We start from the raw sequence: 20,469 nt of genomic DNA on the forward strand, positions 1-20,469 counted from the left end.
GTTTGGGGCGAAGTGCCCACATTAGCTTTGGCCCGCGGGCCGCTCTTCTTACATGTCCATTGCGAAACGATACTCAAGTCTTCGCTACGGCATACACCACGGTCGCTTTCGCGTCCAAGGCCCAATCTTCGCTGCTCATAGCACAATCCTCCCCCGTGGCAAATGGTTTGTGACCCCACGTTGGACCCAACATGCCAAAAGGTTTTTTTACGCTCAAAGCATCGCCATCCCGCCGTTGACATGCAACGTGGTGCCGGTGGTGTACCCGGCTTCTTGCGAGGCCAAATACAACACAGCCGCCGCAATCTCTTCCGGCGTGCCCATCCGTGCCGCCGGAATTTGCGCGTTGATCTTGCCTTTCTGATCGTCGCTCAATTTGTCCGTCATCGCCGTGGCAATAAATCCGGGCGCCACACAGTTCACCGTGATCCCGCGCGTCGCAACCTCATAGGCCAGCGATTTCGACATGCCCACCATGCCCGCTTTCGAGGCCGCATAATTGGCCTGACCGGGGTTGCCCGTCGCGCCAACGATCGAAGAAATATTCACAATCCGGCCCCAGCGCGCCTTCATCATCGTGCGCATCACGCCTTTGCACAGCCGCATCGTCGACGTCAGGTTCACGTTCAACACGCTGTCCCATTCGTCATCCGACATCCGCATGAACAGATTGTCGCGGGTGATGCCGGCGTTGTTGACCAAAATATCAACCGACCCCATCACCTCAATCGCCTGTTTCGGCAGCGCCTCAACCGCCTCTTTGTCGGACAGGTTGCAGGGCAACACATGGGCGCGCGCGCCCAATTCTGCGGCCAGCGCCTCCAAAGGCTCAACCCGCGTGCCAGACAATGCAACTGTGGCCCCCGCCTCATAAAGCGCCTTGGCAATCGCGCCGCCAATGCCACCCGACGCCCCCGTGATCAGCGCATTTTTTCCTGTCAGATCAAACATGTGACTCTCTCCCGAAGCGTCCTGCTTCTTTTGTCTTTCAATATTCCGGGCAATATCCCGTGGTGAGCCGGGCCTTCAAAAAGGTCCGGCGAGGGGCCGCGCCCCTTCCCTTATTCTTTCAGTTTCGCGATGTCTTCAGGTGTTCCGATGGCCGTGCAAGCGATGCTCTTGTCAATCCGCCGCACCATGCCGGACAGCGCCTTGCCCGCGCCGATTTCCCAAATCTCGGTGACGCCCTGCGCCGCCATATAGCCCACGCTCTCACGCCAGCGCACAGATCCCGTCACCTGCTCGACCAAAAGCGACCGGATCGTTGCCGGATCGGTCACGGCAGCAGCGCGCACATTGGCCACCAGCGGCACGGAAGGCACATGAATATCAACGTTATCAAGGGCTTCGGCCATCACATCCGCCGCGGGCCTCATCAAAGCACAATGGAACGGCGCGGACACCGGCAACAAAACGGCCCGTTTCGCGCCCTTGCCCTTGGCGATCTCAACCGCGCGTTCAACCGCTTCTTTATGGCCAGAGACCACAACTTGACCCGGATCATTGTCATTGGCCGCCTGACAGACCTGCCCTTGGGCGGCCTCTTTGGCGATCTCTTTGACCGCCTTAAAATCCAGCCCCAAAAGCGCCGCCATTGCGCCCACGCCGACGGGCACAGCCTTTTGCATCGCCTCACCGCGGATGCGCAAAAGCCGCGCGGTGTCGCCAATGCTCAAAGATCCAGCCGCGGCCAGTGCGGAATATTCGCCCAGCGAATGCCCGGCCACAAAGGCGGCATCCGTCACCGCATAGCCTTCTGATTCAAGCGCGCGCAGAGCCGCCAAAGACGTGGCCATCAGCGCTGGCTGGGCGTTTTGCGTCAGAGTCAGCGCTTCGATCTCACCATCCCAAATCAGCGCCGAGAGCTTTTCGCCAAGCGCCTCATCCACCTCATCAAAAATTGCTTTTGCTGCGGGATATGCCTCGGCCAAAGCCTTGCCCATCCCAATCGTCTGAGCCCCTTGCCCCGGAAACACGAATGCGCGCGTCATCTTCGCCCCCTCCATATGCCGCCCTGAAGGCGGACTGTTTTCATTTGGATTTAAGTTGGGCATTGGTCTACCCGCCCAACAGGCGCGCGGCAAGCCCGGGCGGGCGCATTTCGAACCGGCATCGGCCCGCAATCCTTAGACAAGATTGGGTGTAGGTCAAATGCAGGTCAAATGTTGAGGCACACGGCGACTCGACCACCCCGCTCAACTCGGGTCGCTGATATATTTTGGCCCCTCTAAGGTATGCACCATGCCATCATGGATCGGGCACGGGATGCGTCCCGCCTCAATCGCGTCGATATGGTCTTCAAGCGCGCCAGAAAAATCGAAATTCGCCCCCGCAACCATGCCCAAAAAGCCAGCCAACACAACGGCAAAGACCGCCGCAAAGAAAACGCCCTGCCCCCAGGCCCAATAGGGTACGGCAGATACGGCATCGGGTTTTCCGGCCACGCGGTTCAGTTTCATCCGTGTAAAATACATGGTCATCACCTTTATCTCTGCCCGCAGAGTAACGCCTGACGTAGGGGCAATATCCAGCAAAAGATCAGGCATTGGTTAATGACCCTAAAATAAACTTTAGTGTTTAAAATGAATACATTAATATGGATATGACCCCCAAAAACAGTGCTTTAACGACGGATGATTTACCGTTTTTATCATCGCATATTTTCATAAAATTTTAAAAGGCACGGCATCAACACGGCCCCGCCAGATCGCGCCGACCGGATGCCCTTACCCCGATGCCTTTACACTGTCTCTTATCTCGGTCTCTTATCTCGCTCTGCTGAGATGTGGCCATCTCCATCTCCTCAAGCCATCTTCCCAAAGCCTTCCTCACCCCGTTTCCCTGCCCCTTAAGTTATGATTAATAAAGGTACGAATACGACCAACGCGGGCCGTTTTTGGGTAACGCCCGTCGCGCCCTGTGGCTCGTTGACCCAAGACATGCATCAACCATAGGCGCGGTGCCGCTCTTCGCGATTTGGACCTTGAACCAAACCTCAAGATGCGTATAAGGACACATCCTTTTCACACGATATGTGAACCGCGCAGCCTCTCGTGGACGGGCCGTGAAAAGGCCAAAATGCCCGCCCTATGAAATGCGCTTGATTTATGAACTGGAGTCTCCATGCCGCTTTACGAGCATGTCTTCATTGCGCGTCAGGATCTGTCCAACGCGCAGGCCGAAGGTCTCATCGAACATTTTGGCACCGTCCTCGCCGACAACGGCGGTAAACTCGTCGAGCACGAGTACTGGGGCGTCAAAACGATGGCTTACAAGATCAACAAAAACCGCAAAGGCCACTACGCCTTCCTGCGCACCGACGCCCCGTCGGAAGCCGTGCAGGAAATGGAACGCCTGATGCGTCTGCATGATGATGTGATGCGTATTCTCACCATCAAAGTCGACGAGCACAAAGAAGGCCCGTCCGTCCAAATGCAGAAACGTGACGAGCGCGAAGAGCGCCGCCCGCGTCGCCCTTGATCTTAGGAAAGGACCTAACCTATGGCCGCTAAACCATTTTTCCGCCGTCGCAAAGTCTGCCCGTTCTCCGGCGACAACGCGCCCGCGATTGACTACAAAGACACCCGCCTTCTTCAGCGCTACATCTCTGAGCGTGGTAAGATCGTGCCTTCCCGTATCACCGCAGTCTCTGCGAAGAAACAGCGTGAGCTGGCTCGCGCCATCAAACGCGCCCGTTTCCTCGCCCTGCTGCCCTACGCCGTGAAGTAAGGAGAAAGCACATGCAAGTTATCCTTCTCGAACGCGTGGCCAAACTCGGTCAAATGGGCGATGTCGTCTCCGTCAAAGACGGTTACGCGCGCAACTTCCTTTTGCCGCAAGAGAAAGCGCTCCGTGCCTCCGACGCCAACATCAAGGCGTTTGAAGCTCAGAAAGTGCAACTCGAAGCCCGCAACCTGGAAACCAAAAAAGAAGCCGAAGCTGCTGCCGCCAAACTCGACGGTCAGATCTTTGTTGTGATTCGGTCCGCTTCCGATTCTGGTTCGCTCTACGGGTCTGTCACCCCGCGTGACGCCGCAGACGCTGCCGAAGCCGCTGGTTTCACCGTCGATCGCAAACAGATCGCTCTCAAAGCTCCGATCAAGGAACTCGGCCTGCACGAAATGCATGTCCTGCTCCACCCGGAAGTTGACGCCACCATCGTTCTCAACGTGGCGCGCTCTGTCGAAGAAGCAACGCTTCAGGCCGAAGGCAAATCCATTCAGGAACTCGCCGCAGAAGCCGAAGCTCAGGCTGAATTCGAAATCTCCGAACTCTTCGACGACATGGGTTCGGCTGCGAATGACGACGATTACGATTCTGCTCCGGCATCCGACGAAGCCTAATCTCATTGCATCCGTGATCAGAAAGCCCCGCCAATTTGGCGGGGCTTTTTTGTGGCGATTTGCCATGCCAGATCCCGCCTCTTGAGGCCGCCCACGGCGTCACGCCTCAGCGTATCCTTGCCGATGCCCCCTGCCCGTCGCGCTTCGGGTCTTGGCGAAACGGAGCGCCCGTGGTTTTGTCCCCGAGACCTTTCGGAGATTTCCCATGCCTCACCCAACCCGCCGCGCCTTTATGCTGTCCACTCTGGCCGCTTCAACCCTCGCGCTCACCGCCTGCGGTCGCCGAGAGCCAGAGATCAGCCGCGGTGGCTATAACCCACCGCTCTTCCCCAACGAAACGCCGGAACTGCGACAGCTCATCAACAAATGGGCCGACACCTACCAAATCCCGCGTGAATTGGTCCATCGTCAGGCCATCCGAGAGTCCACCCATCGCCCAGGGGCGCGCAACGGACCCTATTATGGGCTGTTGCAAATCCTGCCGCAAACGGCGCGCACCATGGGGCATGACGGCCCGCCAAGCGAGCTTTTGGACCCGAATGTGAACCTGAAATACGCCGGTAAATACCTGCGCGGGGCCTATATCGTGGCCGATGGCGACGTTGACACCGCGATGAAATGGTATGCGAAAGGCTATTACTACGAGGCCAAGAAAAAGGGCCTGCTTTATGAAACGGGTCTCAGAAGTTAATCGTCAGCGCAGCGAAATGGCAGGAACGACCCCGTCGCGCCCTCAGCCACAGCCATAAGCGACAGCACATCTGCAAGCTCTCGCTCTTCCGCCGTTCGGGGGCACACCGCCCCGCTGATGGCACAACCCGCCTCAAGAAATACACGGTTGGCTGCGATGAACTCCGGCGTTAATCCATCAATCGTCTCGCCATCTGTCGCCATATCCCATGCCCGTTCAAACCGGACGCATTTCTCAGCCGTCCATTCCGGCGAAATTGCCTGTGCCGCCCCCGGCACCATCAGCATGCATAAAAGCCAAAAGCGCATTCTCTGACATCCCTCACTGCGTTTCCTGTCAGGTCTTATCCAACAAAAAGACCGCCCGTCAAACGGGCGGCCTTCTCATGCGCGGATATAAGCCTCAATCCTCGGTGGACATGATCTTCCAGATCACAGCCCCAATCACAGCCCCCACAAGAGGTGCCACCCAGAACAGCCAAAGCTGGCCCAAAGCGTCAGTCTGCGCAAAAACCGCAACTGCGGTCGAACGTGCCGGGTTCACCGATGTGTTGGTCACCGGGATCGAGATCAGGTGAATCAACGTCAGGCCAAGCCCGATGGCAATGGGCGCAAACCCTGCTGGTACGCGCGACGAGGTCGCCCCCAAAATGAGGATCAAAAACACTGCCGTCAGCAGGGCTTCAATGATCAAAGCCGCCGTCATGCCATAGCCGTTTGGCGACAAAGCCCCATAGCCGTTGGAGGCAAAACCGCCCACGCCCTCAAACCCGGACTGGCCGGAGGCAATGACATAGAGGGCGGCGGCGGCGAGGATACCCCCCATCAGTTGCGCCCCCCAATAGGCCGGCAATTCGCCCGCCGGGTGACGCCCTGCCACCACCAGACCCAGCGTGACGGCCGGGTTAAAATGGCCGCCGGAAATCGACCCGACCGCATAGGCCATGGTCAAAACCGTTAACCCAAAGGCCAGTGCCACGCCCAGCCAACCGATCCCAACGCCCGGCGTCCCGGCGGCATAAATCGCACTGCCGCAGCCGCCAAAGACCAACCAAAACGTGCCGACACCTTCGGCCATAAGTTTCTTCAACATCGTCTTTCTCCAAATGTGATGCTCACGCATATGTGAATATCGCGGTGTCGTGCATGGGGAAAATTTCCAATGTTGCAGCCATTCCTTTAGGGCACCTAAGCGCATCCATGCCACGAAAAGGGCGCGCATAAAAAAGCCGCCCCATTTCTGGAGCGGCTTGATCTGTCCCTCGTTCATTCAAACGAGTGGTCTGTCTTACTCTTCGTCGAGAGCTTCAACAGCCTTTTCGAGCTCTTCTTTCGAGATCTCTTTTTCGGTCACGTCAGCTTGCTCAGCGATCCAATCCACCACTTTGTCCTCGAACAAAGGCGCTTGGATTTGTTGACGCATCTGCGGGTTTTGCTGAACAAATTCAAAGAACTGGCGCTCTTGACCCGGATACTGACGGGCCTGCGTCATCACCGCTTGGGTGAATTCGGCGTCGGAAACTTGCAGCTCTTGTTTCTGACCGATGTCAGCCAACAAAAGACCCAAGCGCACGCGACGTACGGCCAGCGTGGTGTGTTCGTCGGTCACGTCGATTTGCGGGTGATCGTGACCATGCACGTCCGGGTTTTCTTCGTGCCACAGTTGGTGCGCGATCTGTTTGGCTTCGGCTTCAACCAAGGACGGCGGCAAGTCAAAGGACACGAGGCTGTCGAGTTGGTCCAAAAGACCGCGTTTCATCACAGCGCGCGCCGCACCGGCATATTCGGCCTCAAGACGCTCAGCAATTTGACCTTTGAGGGTCGCAAGATCTTCCACACCGAATTTTTTCGCCAGCTCATCATCAATCTCAGCATCCGCAGGCGCTTTGACTTCTTTGATTTTGCATTCAAACACAGCGGCTTTGCCAGCCAGGTTCTCGGCGCCATATTCCTCGGGGAAAGTGACTTCGACGTTTTTCTCATCACCGGCTTTGACGCCAACAAGCTGCTCTTCAAAGCCCGGAATGAACGACCCGGAGCCCAGCGTGAGCGGATAATCTTCGGCCGCGCCGCCTTCAAAAGGCTCGCCATCGACTTTGCCCAAGAAGTCGATCACAACCTGATCGCCATCTTCAGCCGCACCGTCTTTGGAGGCAAAGTTCTGGGCGGTTTTGGCAAGGTTCGCCAAAGCATCGTCAACTTCTTTGTCGGAGGCTTTCACCACCAGTTTCTCAAGTTTCACACCGGACAGGTCGGTCTCGGCGATCACAGGCAGAGCTTCGTAGGTCATGGTGACAACAACGTCGTCGCCCTCTTTCCACTCTTCGCCCGCATCCATTTTCACGTCAGGCTGAAGCGCCGGACGGTCGCCGGAGGCCTCGAAATGCTCGTTCATCGCGCCATCAACAGCGTCTTGCATGGCTTCGCCCAGCACACGCGGGCCGAACTGCTTTTTCAAAAGCGCCATCGGGACTTTGCCCTTACGGAAGCCCTTCATTTCGATCTCAGGCTGAGATTCTTTGAGCTTTGCGTTGACTTTTGCGTCAAGCTCAGCGGCAGTGATCGTGATCTGATAGCCGCGCTTCAGACCTTCATTCAGGGTCTCGGTGACCTGCATCTTGGGCGTCCTTCTTACGTCTCTCTCAGGCCGCAACAAGGCGACCACTAAATCAGACGCCCTTCTAGGGGGTCAATGCCAATCGTGCAAGGCGATTCCAACCATCCGGCGCAACCAGCCTTCCCCGCCCAAGGCTCAAAGCCGGTTCTGCTCTTGTGATGTGGAACAAAGGTCACAGTGAGGATCAAGATGATCCTTGGCATGCACTCGGGCACAAGTTTTCATCGACCCTTGACCTGTCATCGGTTAACCATCTGACATTGGATGCTTTCACCCTCCGGGATTCCGAATGTCCCGGATCACAGGGTCGACCCATATAAGGTCGACCAGACCACTATAAAACCCGTATCCTCAGGGGAACTTTATGAATATTTCGACGTTTACCGGCCTGTCTTTGATTGTCTTTAGCCTGACCGCCTGCGGCACTGCCGGAGGGGATTCAGACTCCAACAGTTCCGGGACGTCGCAAAGTGATTATGAAACCTACAACGCCGCCCATGACGCAATCGCCGACGCGGGCTTGCGCGCATCCGCCGTTCCTTTGGGCACCGCCGCCGCCGATGCGCGTAGTGACACGGTCGAAATGAGCGGCATTTACGGCATCCAGTCCGATGACCTGCTCGGCACCGACGCGATCCTTGGTGAAATGTCGATGACGGCAAATTTCGGCAATGACACAGTGTCTGGCGCCATGACCAACAACTTCATTGCCTTTGATGATGCAAGCGGCGCGCATACCGAAGGTTCCGCCGAACCCCTCAGCGGCTCGATGACCTATGTGGGCACCGTGAGTGGGGACGGTATCACAAGCCATTTTGATGGGATTTTGACCCGCGTTGATGGCACCCAATATGATCTCTACGTCGACATGACGGGCACGTTCTATACGGTCACGGATGGGACGCTCACCGAATTGGGCGCCATTGGCAATTTTGGCGGCAACATCACCGTGGTCGGGGACACCACAGGCACAATCTATGACCTCACCGATGCGTATGATTTCGATCCTGCGGCACCGGGAAAAGAAACCGGTTTTGTCGTTTGCGAAAGCCTGTGCAGCGGCGATTAAGCGCGATGCGCCTGTTGCCATATCACGCAAGGCTTGCGCGCAGACCGAGACGGTTTGCCGCTTGCCTGCTGGCTTTTGCCCTCCCCCTTATGACTCTCCCCGCCCATGCGCTTGAACCGCAAGAGGTGATCGCAAACCTCGCCCGCGCGCAAGCCGATGCGCGGGCGGGCAAAAAAGAGAACGCCTACGACCGCCTGCGCTGGTTGTTGTTCACCGACACGGATCACCCGACCCATAGCCTGACCTATCAAAAAGCCTTGGCGAAACTGCGGGAAGGCAAGCCCCTCACCTTTGGTGCCGCCGCCGCCCTTGCCCCCTCGACCAACCTCGCGCGCGCCAGTTCGCAAAGCTATTTCTACACCGACAGCGACACCTATTATCTCGGTGACAGCGACAAAGACCACAGTGGGTTCGGCCTCAACCTTACCCTCTCAACCAACGCCGCCCGCGCCTATCAGCCGGGGCGGGAAATCTCGATCGGTGTGGATCTTGGCGGCAACCTCTACAGTGACCGCGACCTGTCTTCGGCCTTTCTACGCCTGAGGGTGGGGCACGAGTGGTACGACACCGGGGCCACTTACGCGCTCAGCCTGTTTCACGACATGGCGCAATATTCTGAACATGATGGAGACCCGTCGCTCGATTGGACCGCCTTTGGTCTCTCCCTGTCTGCGGCGCGAAAACTCGCCTCCGGTGACACCCTGCGTGGCACTTTCACCGCCAGTGACCGCAGTTCCGATGAGGCTTATTACGCCTATCGCGATGGCCTCACCACGGCGCTGTCCGCCAGCGTCACCCATCCGCTGTCCCGCAGGTCCCAGATCACCGTTCAAGGCACTCTGGAACAGGCCGATCTCACCCGTGAAAGCCTGTCCTATCGGTCGATCAAATTGGGCGCACGCTATGGCCGCACCACCGCCTCTGGCCTGTCTTGGGAATTGGGTGCTGCCGCCACGTTACGGTCCTACGATGACACGTTCACCGCGCTGTCCTATGCCCGTGAGGATCAAGTCAATGAGGTGAGTTTGGGCCTGTCTCACGCCAAGCTCAAACTCCGCGACACCTCCCCCATGCTCTCCTGCACCCTGCGCGATCATGGCTCAAACGTAGCGCTTTATGATTACAACGCGGTCGATTGCGCCCTCTCGTTTCGGCGCGATTTCTAAGCACGGGACAAAGCCCCCGGCGACGCCGCGTTGCAGCGCAAACATCGACCATATTTCTTCTAAAAATCGGCATATCCTCCCATATTTCACCCGGCACCCTTTCATTTCGGCACGATATCTCCCCAAAATCGGGTGAAACTCTCGGCAACCACATCGCAATCCAACAGGAGATATTTATGCGCATCGGTTGCCCGAAAGAGATTAAACCCCAAGAATTCCGTGTCGGCCTCACCCCCGACGCCGCGGCCGAAGCCGTGGCACATGGCCATACCGTATTGATCGAAACCGGCGCAGGGGCTGGCGCGGGTTTCACCGATGACGATTATATCACCGCAGGGGCAGAGATTGCCCCGGACGCCGCCACCGTGTTTGAACGCGCCGACATGATCGTCAAAGTCAAAGAGCCACAGCCGGTCGAATGCGCCATGCTGCGCGCGGGTCAAATCCTCTTCACCTATCTGCATCTCGCCCCCGACCCCGTGCAAACCAAGGCACTTTTGGCCTCTGGTGCGACCTGCATCGCCTATGAAACCGTGACCGACGCGCGCGGCGGCTTGCCGCTTTTGGCCCCGATGTCCGAAGTGGCGGGGCGTTTGGCACCGCAAGTTGGCGCATGGACCTTGCAAAAGGCCAATGGCGGGCGCGGCGTTTTGATGGGCGGCGTGCCGGGCGTGGCCCCGGCGCGTGTGCTGGTCATCGGCGGCGGCGTTGTTGGCACCCATGCGGCGCGGATTGCGGCGGGCATGGGCGCGGATGTCACCGTGTTGGACCGCTCCCTGCCGCGTTTGCGGCAGCTCGACGATCAATTCGGCGGTGTGTTCAAAACCGGCTACGCCTCCAAGGCCGCAACCATGGAATTGGCCCGTGAAGCCGACATGATTGTTGGCGCGGTCCTCATCCCCGGTGCCGCCGCCCCCAAACTGATCTCCCGCGATCAGTTGAAAGAGCTCAAACCCGGTGCGGTTCTGGTCGATGTGGCGATTGATCAGGGTGGCTGTTTTGAAACCTCGCGTGCCACCACCCACCAAAATCCAATCTATGAGGTCGATGGCGTGATGCATTACTGCGTCGCCAATATGCCCGGTGCCGTGGCGCGCAGTTCGACGCTGGCGCTTGGCAATGCCACGATGCCCTTTGTGTTGGCTTTGGCCAACAAGGGCTGGCAAGACGCCTGCCGCGCCGATCCCCACCTTTTGAACGGGCTCAATGTCCATGCCGGCCAACTGACCTACGCCGCCGTCGGCGCCGCTCTGGGCCTCAACACGGTGCCTGCCGAAAGCGTGCTGTAAGCCGCACAAAACCACCAAGGCCCGCCTGTCTTTGGATGGGCGGGCCGATCCCAGCGAACATAAGGCGCCGCGATGTGCAAAAGAGAGGCCATGGGCACAGAAATCACTGAGCCTCTGAAGTGATCGTCGTCCGGGTTTGGCTGCTCCGCGTCGTCCGCTAGGATTTTGGTGACCTTACCGCCCATAATTCCCGACGCTATCTCAACGCTACCTTGTGCCACTCAAGAAAAGCACATGGGACACACCAAAAAATTCAACAAAAAGGAAACCCCGCACGATCGCGTGATAATCAAAGAAAAAGGCCGCCCAAGGCGACCTATTCAAAGCGGATAAAACTGTTAAATGGCGGAGGAGGTGGGATTCGAACCCACGGTACGCTTTCACGCACGCCGGTTTTCAAGACCGGTGCATTCGACCACTCTGCCACTCCTCCTAGAGCCGTAAAGCGGGTTCGGACAGGATTAGCCTCCCTGTTTTGATTCTAAAACCCATGACATTCATTTCTTGGCCTTTCCTCTGCCGATTTTCGCCCAACACCGCACGCGGGGCTTTCCTGTTTGGGGCTCTGAGGTTAGACTGCACACAATCTATGTGCGCCCCCGCCCCATTTGGCCCGGGCTGCGCATTGGACCAGAGCAGAGCAGAGCAAATAAGACCCGTGCCGCAACAGGCACGCATAAGGGATCACGGGGCAACAACATGGGCAATATCATGGGCCATTCCATGCACGCAGGGCACGCAGAGGCCGGGCAAACCGCGCAGGCCGACCGCTACATCACATCCAAAGACAGTTTCTCACGCACATTGCATCTGGCTTTGTTGGTCTCCTCCGTCCTCGCCCTTGCGGCCTGCCAAGACGGGCAAAGCTTTTTCGACAGTTTGAAAGCCCCTACAAACGGCCCCGCGCCCGCCTCGACCTCGACCAAATTGGTTGAGCGCGACGTCGAAGCGCCCGATGTGTTTCAGGTCACCGATAAGGGCCTTTGGGACGGGCGTCCGTCGCTCGGCGGGGTTTGGGTGGCCCATGCCAAGGTCACAGACCCCGAACGCGTGATCATCCGCAACACCCAAAATGGCAAATTCGTCATCGGCGCACTGTTCAAACGCGAAGTCACCTCGCCCGGCCCCGGCGTTCAGGTCTCGTCTGATGCCGCCGACGCGCTTGGCATGCTGGCCGGGTCTCCGGCCGAGTTGAACATCACCGCGCTGCGTCGCGAAGACGTGGCACCGGAGCCGGAAACCGTGGCGACCATTGCCGAAACGGAAACCATCGCGGCGGCCCCCTTGGATGACCCTATCGCCGATGTCGCCGCCACTTTGGATGCGATCGACGCGCCCGCCCCAGCACCCGCTGCCACCGCAACCCCACCGGCTGCCAAAGCTGCGGCATCGACGATGGACAAACCCTATTTGCAGATCGGAATTTTCTCGGTCGAGGCCAATGCTGAACGCACCGTTCAAATGCTCGCCTCACAAGGGCTTGTCGCGACCGTCAAACCCGGCAATTCCAACGGCAAATCCTTCTGGCGCGTTGTGGTCGGCCCGGCGTCTTCTGCCTCTGAACGCAACGCTCTTCTCGAAAAAGTGAAAAAAGCGGGCTTCACGGACGCCTATTCTGTGACCCATTAAGGGCCTGTTCCAAGCCCGAACCCTGAGACCGATGGGGGCCGCCGCACCGATGGCCCTTGTTGACCCCTCTGGCCATAAGACCAAGGATTGATACCTCTCCATGCTCCGCACGCTACCTCAAACCACGTTTCGCCACATATTTCGTCGCTTTGCCCAAAGCCTCGTCTTTTGTCTCACCCTGACGGGTATCGCCACGCCCGCCGCCGCCTTTGAAACGCGGGCAGGTGCGGCGTGGGTCTATGATTTGACCAGCGAAACGCTGTTGATGGACAAGAACTCCCAAACCCCACTGCCGCCGGCGTCGATGTCAAAATTGATGACGCTCAACATGTTGTTCGAGGCCTTGCGCGATGGCCGGGTGACATTGGACACCCGGTTTTCTGTCTCAACCCGGGCCAAAAGCATTGGTGGCTCCACCATGTTCCTCAACGAAACCGATCGTCCCAGCGTCGAAGAGCTGATCCAGGGCATCATCGTGCTGTCGGGCAATGACGCCTGTGTCGTGGTGGCCGAGGGGCTTGGCGGCACCGAAGACAATTTCGCCCGCCTGATGAATGACCGCGCCAAGGCGCTTGGCATGAACAATTCGACCTTTGCCAATGCCTCCGGCTGGCCCAACCCAAATCAACGGATGTCAATGCAGGATCTGGGTATGCTGGCGATCCGCTTGATCACCGAATTTCCGGAATATTATGGCTATTTTGGTCAGTTGGAATTCCCCTACGACAACCGCGCGCCGCAAAACCGGCACAACCGCAACCCACTGTTGAAACTTGGCATTGGTGCAGATGGGTTGAAAACCGGCCACACCGAAGAATCCGGATATGGTCTGGTTGGCTCGGCCACCCAAGGCACACGCCGGGTGGTGTTTGTGCTCTCGGGGCTCGACTCGATGGCGGATCGGGCACAGGAATCTGAGCGCGTCGTCAACTGGGCCTTTCGCCAATTCGCCGAAAAGCCCATTGCCGAAAAAGGCCATGAGTTTGCCAAAGCGCAGGTCTGGATGGGCGATGACACCGAGGTCGGTTTGGTCGCGGGCGAAGATATTTCCGTGCTCCTGCCCGGCTCCCAACTTGAAGACGGCAGCGCAAAGGTGGTCTACACTGGCCCGTTTGAGGCCCCGATCACCCAAGGCGACGTTTTGGCCGAGCTGGTGATCGCACGCCAAGATCTGCCCGAAGCCCGCATTCCCTTGATCGCTGACCGCTCCATCGCGCGCGGCGGGTTGGTCCCGCGCTTGCGCACCGCCTTCGTGGTGCTTAAGGACAAGTTGGAGGGACAAACGGGATTGGCCGTGTCCGAATAGACGAACCAACACCGACAGGAGCGCCATGTTCATCAGTTTCGAGGGCATCGACGGGTCCGGCAAGTCCACCCAAGCCCGGCTTTTGGCCGAGACCCTGCGCGTGGCGGGCTTTGACGTGATCCACACCCGCGAACCGGGTGGCTCCAAAGGGGCCGAAGAAATCCGCGCGCTGGTGCTCGAAGGTGACCCGGATCGCTGGTCGGCGGAGACCGAGATTTTGCTCTTCACCGCCGCGCGCCGCGATCACATGGAAAAAACCATCCTCCCCGCGCTCAACGCCGGACAGGTGGTGATCTGTGATCGCTTTGCCGATTCCACCCGCGTGTTCCAAGGCGTCACCCGTGGCGATCTTCAGGCCAAGGTCAACCGCCTGCATGACGAAATGATCGGGATCGAGCCGGACATGACCCTGTTGTTTGATATGGACCCCGCCATTGGATTGGCCCGTGCCAAGGGCCGCCGAACCGTCGAAGAGCGGTTTGAAGATTTCGGTCAGGATTTTCAGGAAAAATGCCGCGCCGCGTTTTTGGCACTGGCCCGGACCTATCCGCGCTTCACCGTGATTGACGCCGGGCGCGACATTGACGTGGTGGCCCGCGAGGTGGCCGATCTGGTCACCGCCCGCCTTGTGCGGACGACACAACAGGCCCGCCCATGAGAGCCCCCGTTGGTGAGATCGAAGATCTGCCCGAGGCCGATTGCGCCCCCGGAGCACCGCATCCACGCAAGACCACAACACTCTTTGGCCAAGCCCAGGCAGAGGCCGATTTTCTCGACGCCTTCACCTCGCATCGCCTGCATCACGCCTGGCTGATCACCGGCCCGCGTGGCGTCGGCAAGGCCACGCTCGCATGGCGCATTGCCCGGTTTTTGCTGTCTCAACCGGTTGAGGGCCAAGACGGGCACGGCGGACAAGGCACGGGTCTTTTTGGTGAGGCCCCGCCTGTCCCCACCCATCTCGACATCGGCCATGACAACCCGATCTATCGCCGCTCGGCGCAACTGGCCGAGCCGCGTCTCTGTCTGATCCGCCGCACCTGGGATGAAAAGAAAAACAAATTCGGCGCGGGGATTTCGGTCGATGAGGTGCGCAAGCTCAATGGGTTTTTCCACATGTCCGCCGCCGATGGCGGTCGTCGCGTGGTGATCGTCGACAGTGCCGATGAGATGAACGTCTCCGCCGCCAACGCCCTGCTCAAGACCTTGGAAGAGCCGCCGAAACATTCCACGCTTTTGCTGATTTCGCATCAACCGACCCGGCTTTTGCCGACCATCCGCTCGCGGTGTCGCGAATTGCGTCTTGGCCCGCTTGTGCCTGATGATTTGGCCCGCGCTCTTGACGCGGCGGGCTTTGACGGCGCAGAGCAGTCAGACGCATTGGCTGAACTCTCAGCCGGATCAGTTGGGGAGGCGCTGCGCTTGACGAATTTGGACGGATTGGCCGCCTATCGCGATGTGGTGGCGCTGTTTGCCACCCTGCCCCAGTTGGATCGTGGCCGGGCGTTGAAACTGGCCGAAGCCTGTGTCGGTCCGGCCAATGTGGACCGCTATGAATTGACCCTTGGGTTGATCGATCGGTTTTTGACCCGGTTGGCGCGCACCGGGGCCGGGCGTCCGCCGATTGTCGAGGCCGCCCCCGGTGAGGCCGATGTGATGCGGCGTTTGGCCCCCGATGGCTTTGCCGCCCGCGATTGGGCGGTGTTGCAACAGGAGCTTTCGGCCCGCGCGGCCCATGCCAAGGCCGTCAACCTTGACCCCGCCGCCCTGATCCTAGATATGGTATTTAAGATCAACGACACGGCCACCCGCATCGCTGGATAATCCATTTTGCGCCCGGCGGTCGATAGATTTAGAGCAGCCTCATGACCACGCCTTCCAGCCTCCCCCCGCGCCTCACTGACAGCCATTGCCATATTGATTTCCCTGACTTTTCCGAGGAATTGCCCGAGGTGATCGACCGCGCGATAGCCGCAGGCGTGCACCGGATGGTGACGATCTGCACCAAGTTGAAAAACGTTGATCAAGTGAAAGCCATCTCAGAGGCCTATGCCCCCGTGTTTTGGGCGGCGGGCACCCATCCGATGTCCGTGGCCGAGGAACCGATGGTAACGGTCGAGGGCTTGGTGGCGCTGGCGCAGCACCCGAAATTTGTCGCCATTGGCGAAACCGGCCTTGATTATCATTACACCGCCGAGAGCGCCGAGGTGCAAAAGCACAGTCTGCGCCTGCATATCGAGGCGGCGCGTCAGACCCAATTGCCGCTGATCATCCATGCCCGCGGCGCGGATGAGGACATGGCACAACTGTTGACCGAAGAATACAAGATCGGCGCCTATCCTTGTGTCATGCATTGTTTTTCTTCCTCGCGCGCCTTGGCCGAAGCGGCGCTTGAGTTGAACTGTTACCTGTCGATGTCGGGGATCACGGCGTTTCCGAAATCCGGCGAGCTGCGCGATATTTTCCGCGACGTGCCAAAAGACCGGATTCTGGTCGAAACCGACAGCCCCTATCTGGCCCCGCCGCCGCATCGCGGACGGCGCAATGAACCCGCCTACACCGCCAAAACCGCCGCCATCGCCGCCGAGACCTTTGGCATGGACTACGCCGCGTTTGCCGCCCTCACGGAGGCCAATTTCGAACGCCTGTTCACCAAGGCCGTGCTCCCCGGGGACCCGCAATGAGCGCGCGTTTTACCATTTTGGGCTGTGGCTCCTCGGGCGGTGTGCCGCGCATTGGCGGGATTTGGGGCGATTGTGATCCGAACAATCCCAAAAACCGCCGGATGCGCTGTTCCGCCCTGGTCGAACGTGATGGACCGGACGGCACCACCACCGTGTTGATCGACACTTCGCCCGATATGCGCGAACAGTTGTTGATGACGGGCACGACGCGGCTTGATGGGGTGATTTACACCCATCCCCATGCCGATCACGTCCATGGTCTCGATGACCTGCGCCAGATCGTGTTCAACATGCGCGAGCGGGTCAAAGTCTGGGCCGACAGCGAGACGGAAAACGATCTGATCTCGCGCTTTGGCTATGCTTTTGTGCAACCCGAGGGCTCGAATTATCCGCCGATTTTGGACCTTCATGCCATTCGCGGCCCGGTGACCATCGACGGTCCCGGCGGGCCGATCACCTTTACCCCGGTCCCGGTCAATCACGGTCAGATCAACGCCCTTGGCTTTCGCATCGGCGATCTGGCCTATATCCCAGATGTGCTTGCAATCCATGAGGCCAGTTGGTCCCTGCTCAACGGGCTTGATACTTTTGTGATCGACGCGCTGCGCTATAAACCACACCCGTCCCACGCCCATTTGGCGCTCACATTGGAATGGATCGACCGCCTCGCCCCCCGCCGTTCTGTGTTGACCAATATGCATGTCGACATTGATCACGATACGGTCGATGCCGAGACCGCCGATCACATCATCCCGGCGCATGATGGCATGGTCTTGCCGATCACGGGCGCGATCTGACATGCAAGCGCTGATCGACGTCATCTTGCCGGTGTTCATCGTCATTGGCTTTGGCTATGTGGCGGCGTGGCGGCGTTGGGTGTCGGATACGACCATCGACGGGGTGATGAAATTCGCCCAAAACTTTGCCGTGCCGACGCTGTTGTTCGCGGGCATTGCGCGGATTGATCTGGCGCATAATTTTCACCCGCCGATCCTGATCTCCTTTTACGCAGGCGCGTTTTCGGGCGGAATTTTCGGCTTTTTGGGCGCGCGCTACCTGTTCAAACGCGATCTGACCGACAGTGTCGCCATCGGCTTTATCGGGTTGTTTTCCAATTCGCTCCTGCTTGGGATTCCGATCACAGAGCGTGCTTACGGTGCCGATGCGCTGAGTTGGAATTTCGCGATCATTTCGATCCATGCGCCGCTGCTCTATGCCATTGGCATCACCGCGATGGAGCTGGCGCGCACGGCGGGACAGGGTCTTTCGGCGATGCGGTTGATCCGGCAAATCGGCACCGCGATCCTGCGTAACCCTTTGGTTTTGGGCATTTTGGCCGGGTGGATCGTCAATGTTGGCGGCATCCGCTTGCCGCAACCGATCTGGGACGCGGTGTTTATGATGAATAAGGCCGCGATCCCGGCGGCGCTGTTCGGGTTGGGCGGCGTGTTGCTGCGCTATCGGCCCGAAGGCGACATGCGCATCATCGCTTGGGCCGTGTTCGCCTCACTCATCCTGCACCCGGCGGTCACCTATGGTTTGGCGCATTTTGGTTTTGGCCTTGCGACCCCGCCCTTGCGCTCCGCCACGATCACCGCCGCCATGGCACCCGGCGTCAATGCCTATCTGTTCGCCAATATGTACGGGGTTGCGAAACGAGTGGCCGCCTCCTCCGTGTTGATTGCCACGGCGCTGTCGATTGTCACCATCTGGTGTTGGCTGGTGATCCTGCCATAACGGCGCAGCGCGCCCCGGTCAGATAGGGATGCGCGGGCGGACCGTAGAGCTGTGTCGTCACAAGATCAGCCTTTACAGGATCAAAAGCGGTGCGCGGCACACGCAAGATCGCTTCGAGCGCGGGGAAAAGGCCGAAAAGTTCGGCCCTTGCCACGCGGTCAAATCCCGATAACGCAAAGCGCCCGGGATAGAGGCTTTCCGACAGAGCCCCATTGGCGATGATCACCGCATGACGCGGCAGCAACAGATGGTGATAACACACCTCCCGTTTGCCCCACGCCACGCGCACCCCCGCCTGTGTCGACACAAGATGTTTGGCGCGCGCAAAAACCCGGTGTGCGCCCGCATCTGGGCTGATCCGGGGGTCAGGCACGTAAATCCCATGTTGCGGCGAAACCAAAAGATCGCCGCGATTGCCAAATGTGCCATTGCGGATCAGCACCGGCAAAAGTTCGGGATGCTCGGCCAAAATGTCACGCCCCAGGCAGCGCTTGCCATGCCACAACAGCGGCTGCGGCCCGGCCCCAAGCGTCGTCACCTGATCCCCCGCACGCAAATCCTCGACAGGCACTTCTCCCGAAGGGGTCATGATCCGGGTGCCCGAGACATAACAGGGAATGCCGATGGAATAGAGTTCCGGCGCGGTATCGACCTGTGTGGGCGAGACGCCCCAAAGCGTGACGCTTTCGCCATTCGGAAAGGTCAAAACCGCACTACCGGTCCCATCATCGCTGACCACCACATCCCATGCATTGACCGGGTTGCCATTGGCGTCGGTCAAGGCGGAGACATCGAACTGATCATTGGTGACGCCGTTTAGATCGTCATCCCTCATGTCAAAATCAGTAATGACATCAATGCCTGAGCCGTCCTGAAAGACGAGCACATCGTCGTCAGCCCCGCCCGAGAGCATATCATCCCCGGCACCGCCGACGATGATGTCATAGCCTTCACCACCGGAAATCTGATCCGCACCCTCGCCGCCAAACAGCTCGTCATTGCCCGTTTCACCGGCTATAAAGTCGCCCCCCGCACCGCCGTAAATCTCATCATCCCCGCCGCCGCCGTAGAGGATGTCATTGCCACCTTCGCCATACAGCGTATCGTCATACACGTATTCGGCCCCACCGACATCGTCGATGACATCGTCGCCTTCGCCGCCATAGACGGTGTCACCATCCGACTGGGTCGCGCCGCCCGTTCCGTAATAAATCGTATCGTTGCCATCGCCGCCATAAACGGTATCGGCGCCGCCGCCGGAGTATACGGTGTCATTCCCGCCCCCCGCTTCGATCTGATCGGAAAAGGCCCCCCCGTCATAGGTCTGGCCAATTGCGGCATCATAGGGCGACCAGGAAAAATCATTGTAATTGGGTACGGTTCCCAAACTGGTATCGACGTTGTCCACGGCGGACACAGAATAGGTGACGCCGGGAACGATGGGCGGGTTGGTGAGGACCGCTTGCTCGCCACCACCCATTTCAACCACATAGACATAGACAATATTGCCCTCGCCATCGGAGAGGGTGATGCGCTCTTCGAGGTAAATCTGGCCACTGGCCAAGGTATTGCCAGCCGAATCTTTAATGGTCCCGAATTGGTTGCTGTCACTGCCAACCTCGTCAGAGTTGGCGTCACCGTGAAAGGTGCCCTCATCATCGGTGACGTTGACCTGAAGATAATCAGAGGCCGCGTCCCAAGTGGGCGCAAGTTGGATGACATCGCCCGGAGAAACCGTTACGGAACCCGTCGACGAATAAAAATCACTCAGATCATATCCACGAAGAAAAAAAGTCGTCATGTTTTACACCCAAAAGACCGTCTTGAGGCCGATCACAGCACGTTTCACCATAAAAAACGGGGACTGATAAAAGGTGAATCCTTGCCCTCTACCTTGTTAAAATTTGATTTTATTGCCTGAAATTCGCTTGCGAACAGCGGT

Annotated in this window: 21 protein-coding genes and 1 tRNA gene; 14 read left to right on the forward strand and 8 right to left on the reverse strand. The window is 58.7% G+C overall.

What is annotated here, in order from left to right:
• Positions 1–213: 213 nt before the first annotated feature.
• The 3 genes from fabG to BLT54_RS02005 all read right to left on the reverse strand — a co-directional run bounded on the left by fabG (position 214) and on the right by BLT54_RS02005 (position 2,480).
• Positions 214–951, reverse strand: a complete 738-nt coding sequence (fabG, locus tag BLT54_RS01995) for a 3-oxoacyl-[acyl-carrier-protein] reductase (RefSeq protein WP_074640524.1) — start codon at positions 949–951, stop codon at positions 214–216.
• A 110-nt stretch (positions 952–1,061) separates the two neighbouring features.
• The gene (gene fabD, locus BLT54_RS02000; protein ID WP_074641437.1) at positions 1,062–1,991 is read right to left on the reverse strand and encodes an ACP S-malonyltransferase; all 930 of its coding nucleotides are present in this window, start codon (positions 1,989–1,991) and stop codon (positions 1,062–1,064) included.
• 204 nt (positions 1,992–2,195) lie between these two features.
• Entirely contained in the window at positions 2,196–2,480 is a 285-nt protein-coding gene (locus BLT54_RS02005) for a hypothetical protein (protein WP_143026715.1), read from the reverse strand.
• 643 nt (positions 2,481–3,123) lie between these two features.
• Here BLT54_RS02005 and rpsF point away from each other — a divergent pair.
• The 4 genes from rpsF to BLT54_RS02025 all read left to right on the forward strand — a co-directional run bounded on the left by rpsF (position 3,124) and on the right by BLT54_RS02025 (position 5,034).
• Positions 3,124–3,480 (forward strand): 30S ribosomal protein S6, encoded by a 357-nt coding sequence (rpsF, locus tag BLT54_RS02010; protein ID WP_009571394.1) that lies wholly within the window; start codon positions 3,124–3,126, stop codon positions 3,478–3,480.
• Positions 3,481–3,501: 21 nt separating this feature from the next.
• The gene (gene rpsR / locus BLT54_RS02015) at positions 3,502–3,729 is read left to right on the forward strand and encodes a 30S ribosomal protein S18 (RefSeq protein WP_005852865.1); all 228 of its coding nucleotides are present in this window, start codon (positions 3,502–3,504) and stop codon (positions 3,727–3,729) included.
• Between the two features lie 11 nt (positions 3,730–3,740).
• Positions 3,741–4,343, forward strand: a complete 603-nt coding sequence (gene rplI, locus BLT54_RS02020) for a 50S ribosomal protein L9 (protein ID WP_074640528.1) — start codon at positions 3,741–3,743, stop codon at positions 4,341–4,343.
• 205 nt (positions 4,344–4,548) lie between these two features.
• Positions 4,549–5,034, forward strand: a complete 486-nt coding sequence (locus BLT54_RS02025) for a lytic transglycosylase domain-containing protein (protein ID WP_083351647.1) — start codon at positions 4,549–4,551, stop codon at positions 5,032–5,034.
• Here the strand turns inward: BLT54_RS02025 and BLT54_RS02030 are convergent.
• The 3 genes from BLT54_RS02030 to tig all read right to left on the reverse strand — a co-directional run bounded on the left by BLT54_RS02030 (position 5,031) and on the right by tig (position 7,650).
• The gene (locus BLT54_RS02030; RefSeq protein ID WP_074640529.1) at positions 5,031–5,342 is read right to left on the reverse strand and encodes a hypothetical protein; all 312 of its coding nucleotides are present in this window, start codon (positions 5,340–5,342) and stop codon (positions 5,031–5,033) included. The genes BLT54_RS02025 and BLT54_RS02030 overlap by 4 nt on opposite strands.
• 94 nt (positions 5,343–5,436) lie before the next feature.
• Positions 5,437–6,126: an aquaporin Z gene (gene aqpZ / locus BLT54_RS02035; RefSeq protein ID WP_074641441.1), complete on the reverse strand. Its 690-nt coding sequence runs from the start codon at positions 6,124–6,126 to the stop codon at positions 5,437–5,439.
• Between the two features lie 195 nt (positions 6,127–6,321).
• Complete coding sequence (gene tig / locus BLT54_RS02040) at positions 6,322–7,650, reverse strand: trigger factor (protein WP_074640530.1); 1,329 nt, start codon at positions 7,648–7,650, stop codon at positions 6,322–6,324.
• A gap of 364 nt (positions 7,651–8,014) precedes the next feature.
• Between tig and BLT54_RS02045 the strand changes: the two genes are divergently transcribed.
• From BLT54_RS02045 to ald, 3 genes are all read left to right on the forward strand, one after another.
• Positions 8,015–8,719 carry a hypothetical protein gene (locus tag BLT54_RS02045; RefSeq protein WP_074640532.1) on the forward strand — a complete coding sequence of 235 codons (705 nt, stop codon included), beginning with the start codon at positions 8,015–8,017 and terminating at the stop codon, positions 8,717–8,719.
• A gap of 89 nt (positions 8,720–8,808) precedes the next feature.
• Positions 8,809–9,885, forward strand: a complete 1,077-nt coding sequence (locus tag BLT54_RS02050) for a surface lipoprotein assembly modifier (protein ID WP_074640533.1) — start codon at positions 8,809–8,811, stop codon at positions 9,883–9,885.
• 176 nt (positions 9,886–10,061) lie between these two features.
• The gene (gene ald / locus BLT54_RS02055; RefSeq protein WP_074640534.1) at positions 10,062–11,174 is read left to right on the forward strand and encodes an alanine dehydrogenase; all 1,113 of its coding nucleotides are present in this window, start codon (positions 10,062–10,064) and stop codon (positions 11,172–11,174) included.
• A 343-nt stretch (positions 11,175–11,517) separates the two neighbouring features.
• On the opposite strand, the gene BLT54_RS02060 is transcribed toward ald, so the two are convergent.
• Positions 11,518–11,607: transfer RNA gene (locus BLT54_RS02060), tRNA-Ser, on the reverse strand.
• A 266-nt stretch (positions 11,608–11,873) separates the two neighbouring features.
• Here BLT54_RS02060 and BLT54_RS02065 point away from each other — a divergent pair.
• The 7 genes from BLT54_RS02065 (at position 11,874) to BLT54_RS02095 (ending at position 18,527) form a co-directional block, all read left to right on the forward strand.
• Positions 11,874–12,803 carry an SPOR domain-containing protein gene (locus tag BLT54_RS02065; RefSeq protein ID WP_176832804.1) on the forward strand — a complete coding sequence of 310 codons (930 nt, stop codon included), beginning with the start codon at positions 11,874–11,876 and terminating at the stop codon, positions 12,801–12,803.
• A 100-nt stretch (positions 12,804–12,903) separates the two neighbouring features.
• On the forward strand, positions 12,904–14,109 hold the full coding sequence (locus tag BLT54_RS02070; protein ID WP_143026716.1) for a D-alanyl-D-alanine carboxypeptidase family protein: 1,206 nt from the start codon (positions 12,904–12,906) through the stop codon (positions 14,107–14,109).
• A gap of 25 nt (positions 14,110–14,134) precedes the next feature.
• Positions 14,135–14,767, forward strand: coding sequence for a dTMP kinase (gene tmk / locus BLT54_RS02075; protein ID WP_074640536.1), 633 nt, complete (start codon positions 14,135–14,137; stop codon positions 14,765–14,767).
• Positions 14,764–15,930 carry a DNA polymerase III subunit delta' gene (locus BLT54_RS02080; RefSeq protein ID WP_074640537.1) on the forward strand — a complete coding sequence of 389 codons (1,167 nt, stop codon included), beginning with the start codon at positions 14,764–14,766 and terminating at the stop codon, positions 15,928–15,930. The genes tmk and BLT54_RS02080 overlap by 4 nt, the downstream gene beginning before the upstream one ends.
• A 41-nt stretch (positions 15,931–15,971) precedes the next feature.
• Positions 15,972–16,790 carry a TatD family hydrolase gene (locus BLT54_RS02085; protein ID WP_074640538.1) on the forward strand — a complete coding sequence of 273 codons (819 nt, stop codon included), beginning with the start codon at positions 15,972–15,974 and terminating at the stop codon, positions 16,788–16,790.
• Complete coding sequence (locus BLT54_RS02090; RefSeq protein ID WP_074640540.1) at positions 16,787–17,587, forward strand: MBL fold metallo-hydrolase; 801 nt, start codon at positions 16,787–16,789, stop codon at positions 17,585–17,587. The genes BLT54_RS02085 and BLT54_RS02090 overlap by 4 nt, the downstream gene beginning before the upstream one ends.
• Position 17,588: 1 nt before the next feature.
• Positions 17,589–18,527, forward strand: a complete 939-nt coding sequence (locus tag BLT54_RS02095) for an AEC family transporter (protein ID WP_074640541.1) — start codon at positions 17,589–17,591, stop codon at positions 18,525–18,527.
• Here BLT54_RS02095 and BLT54_RS02100 read toward each other — a convergent pair.
• Positions 18,493–20,328 (reverse strand): Hint domain-containing protein, encoded by a 1,836-nt coding sequence (locus BLT54_RS02100; RefSeq protein ID WP_074640542.1) that lies wholly within the window; start codon positions 20,326–20,328, stop codon positions 18,493–18,495. The two genes, BLT54_RS02095 and BLT54_RS02100, sit on opposite strands and share 35 nt — an antisense overlap.
• Positions 20,329–20,469: the final 141 nt, after the last annotated feature.

The organism is Celeribacter baekdonensis, from assembly GCF_900102315.1.
Taxonomy (GTDB): Bacteria; Pseudomonadota; Alphaproteobacteria; order Rhodobacterales; family Rhodobacteraceae; genus Celeribacter; species Celeribacter baekdonensis.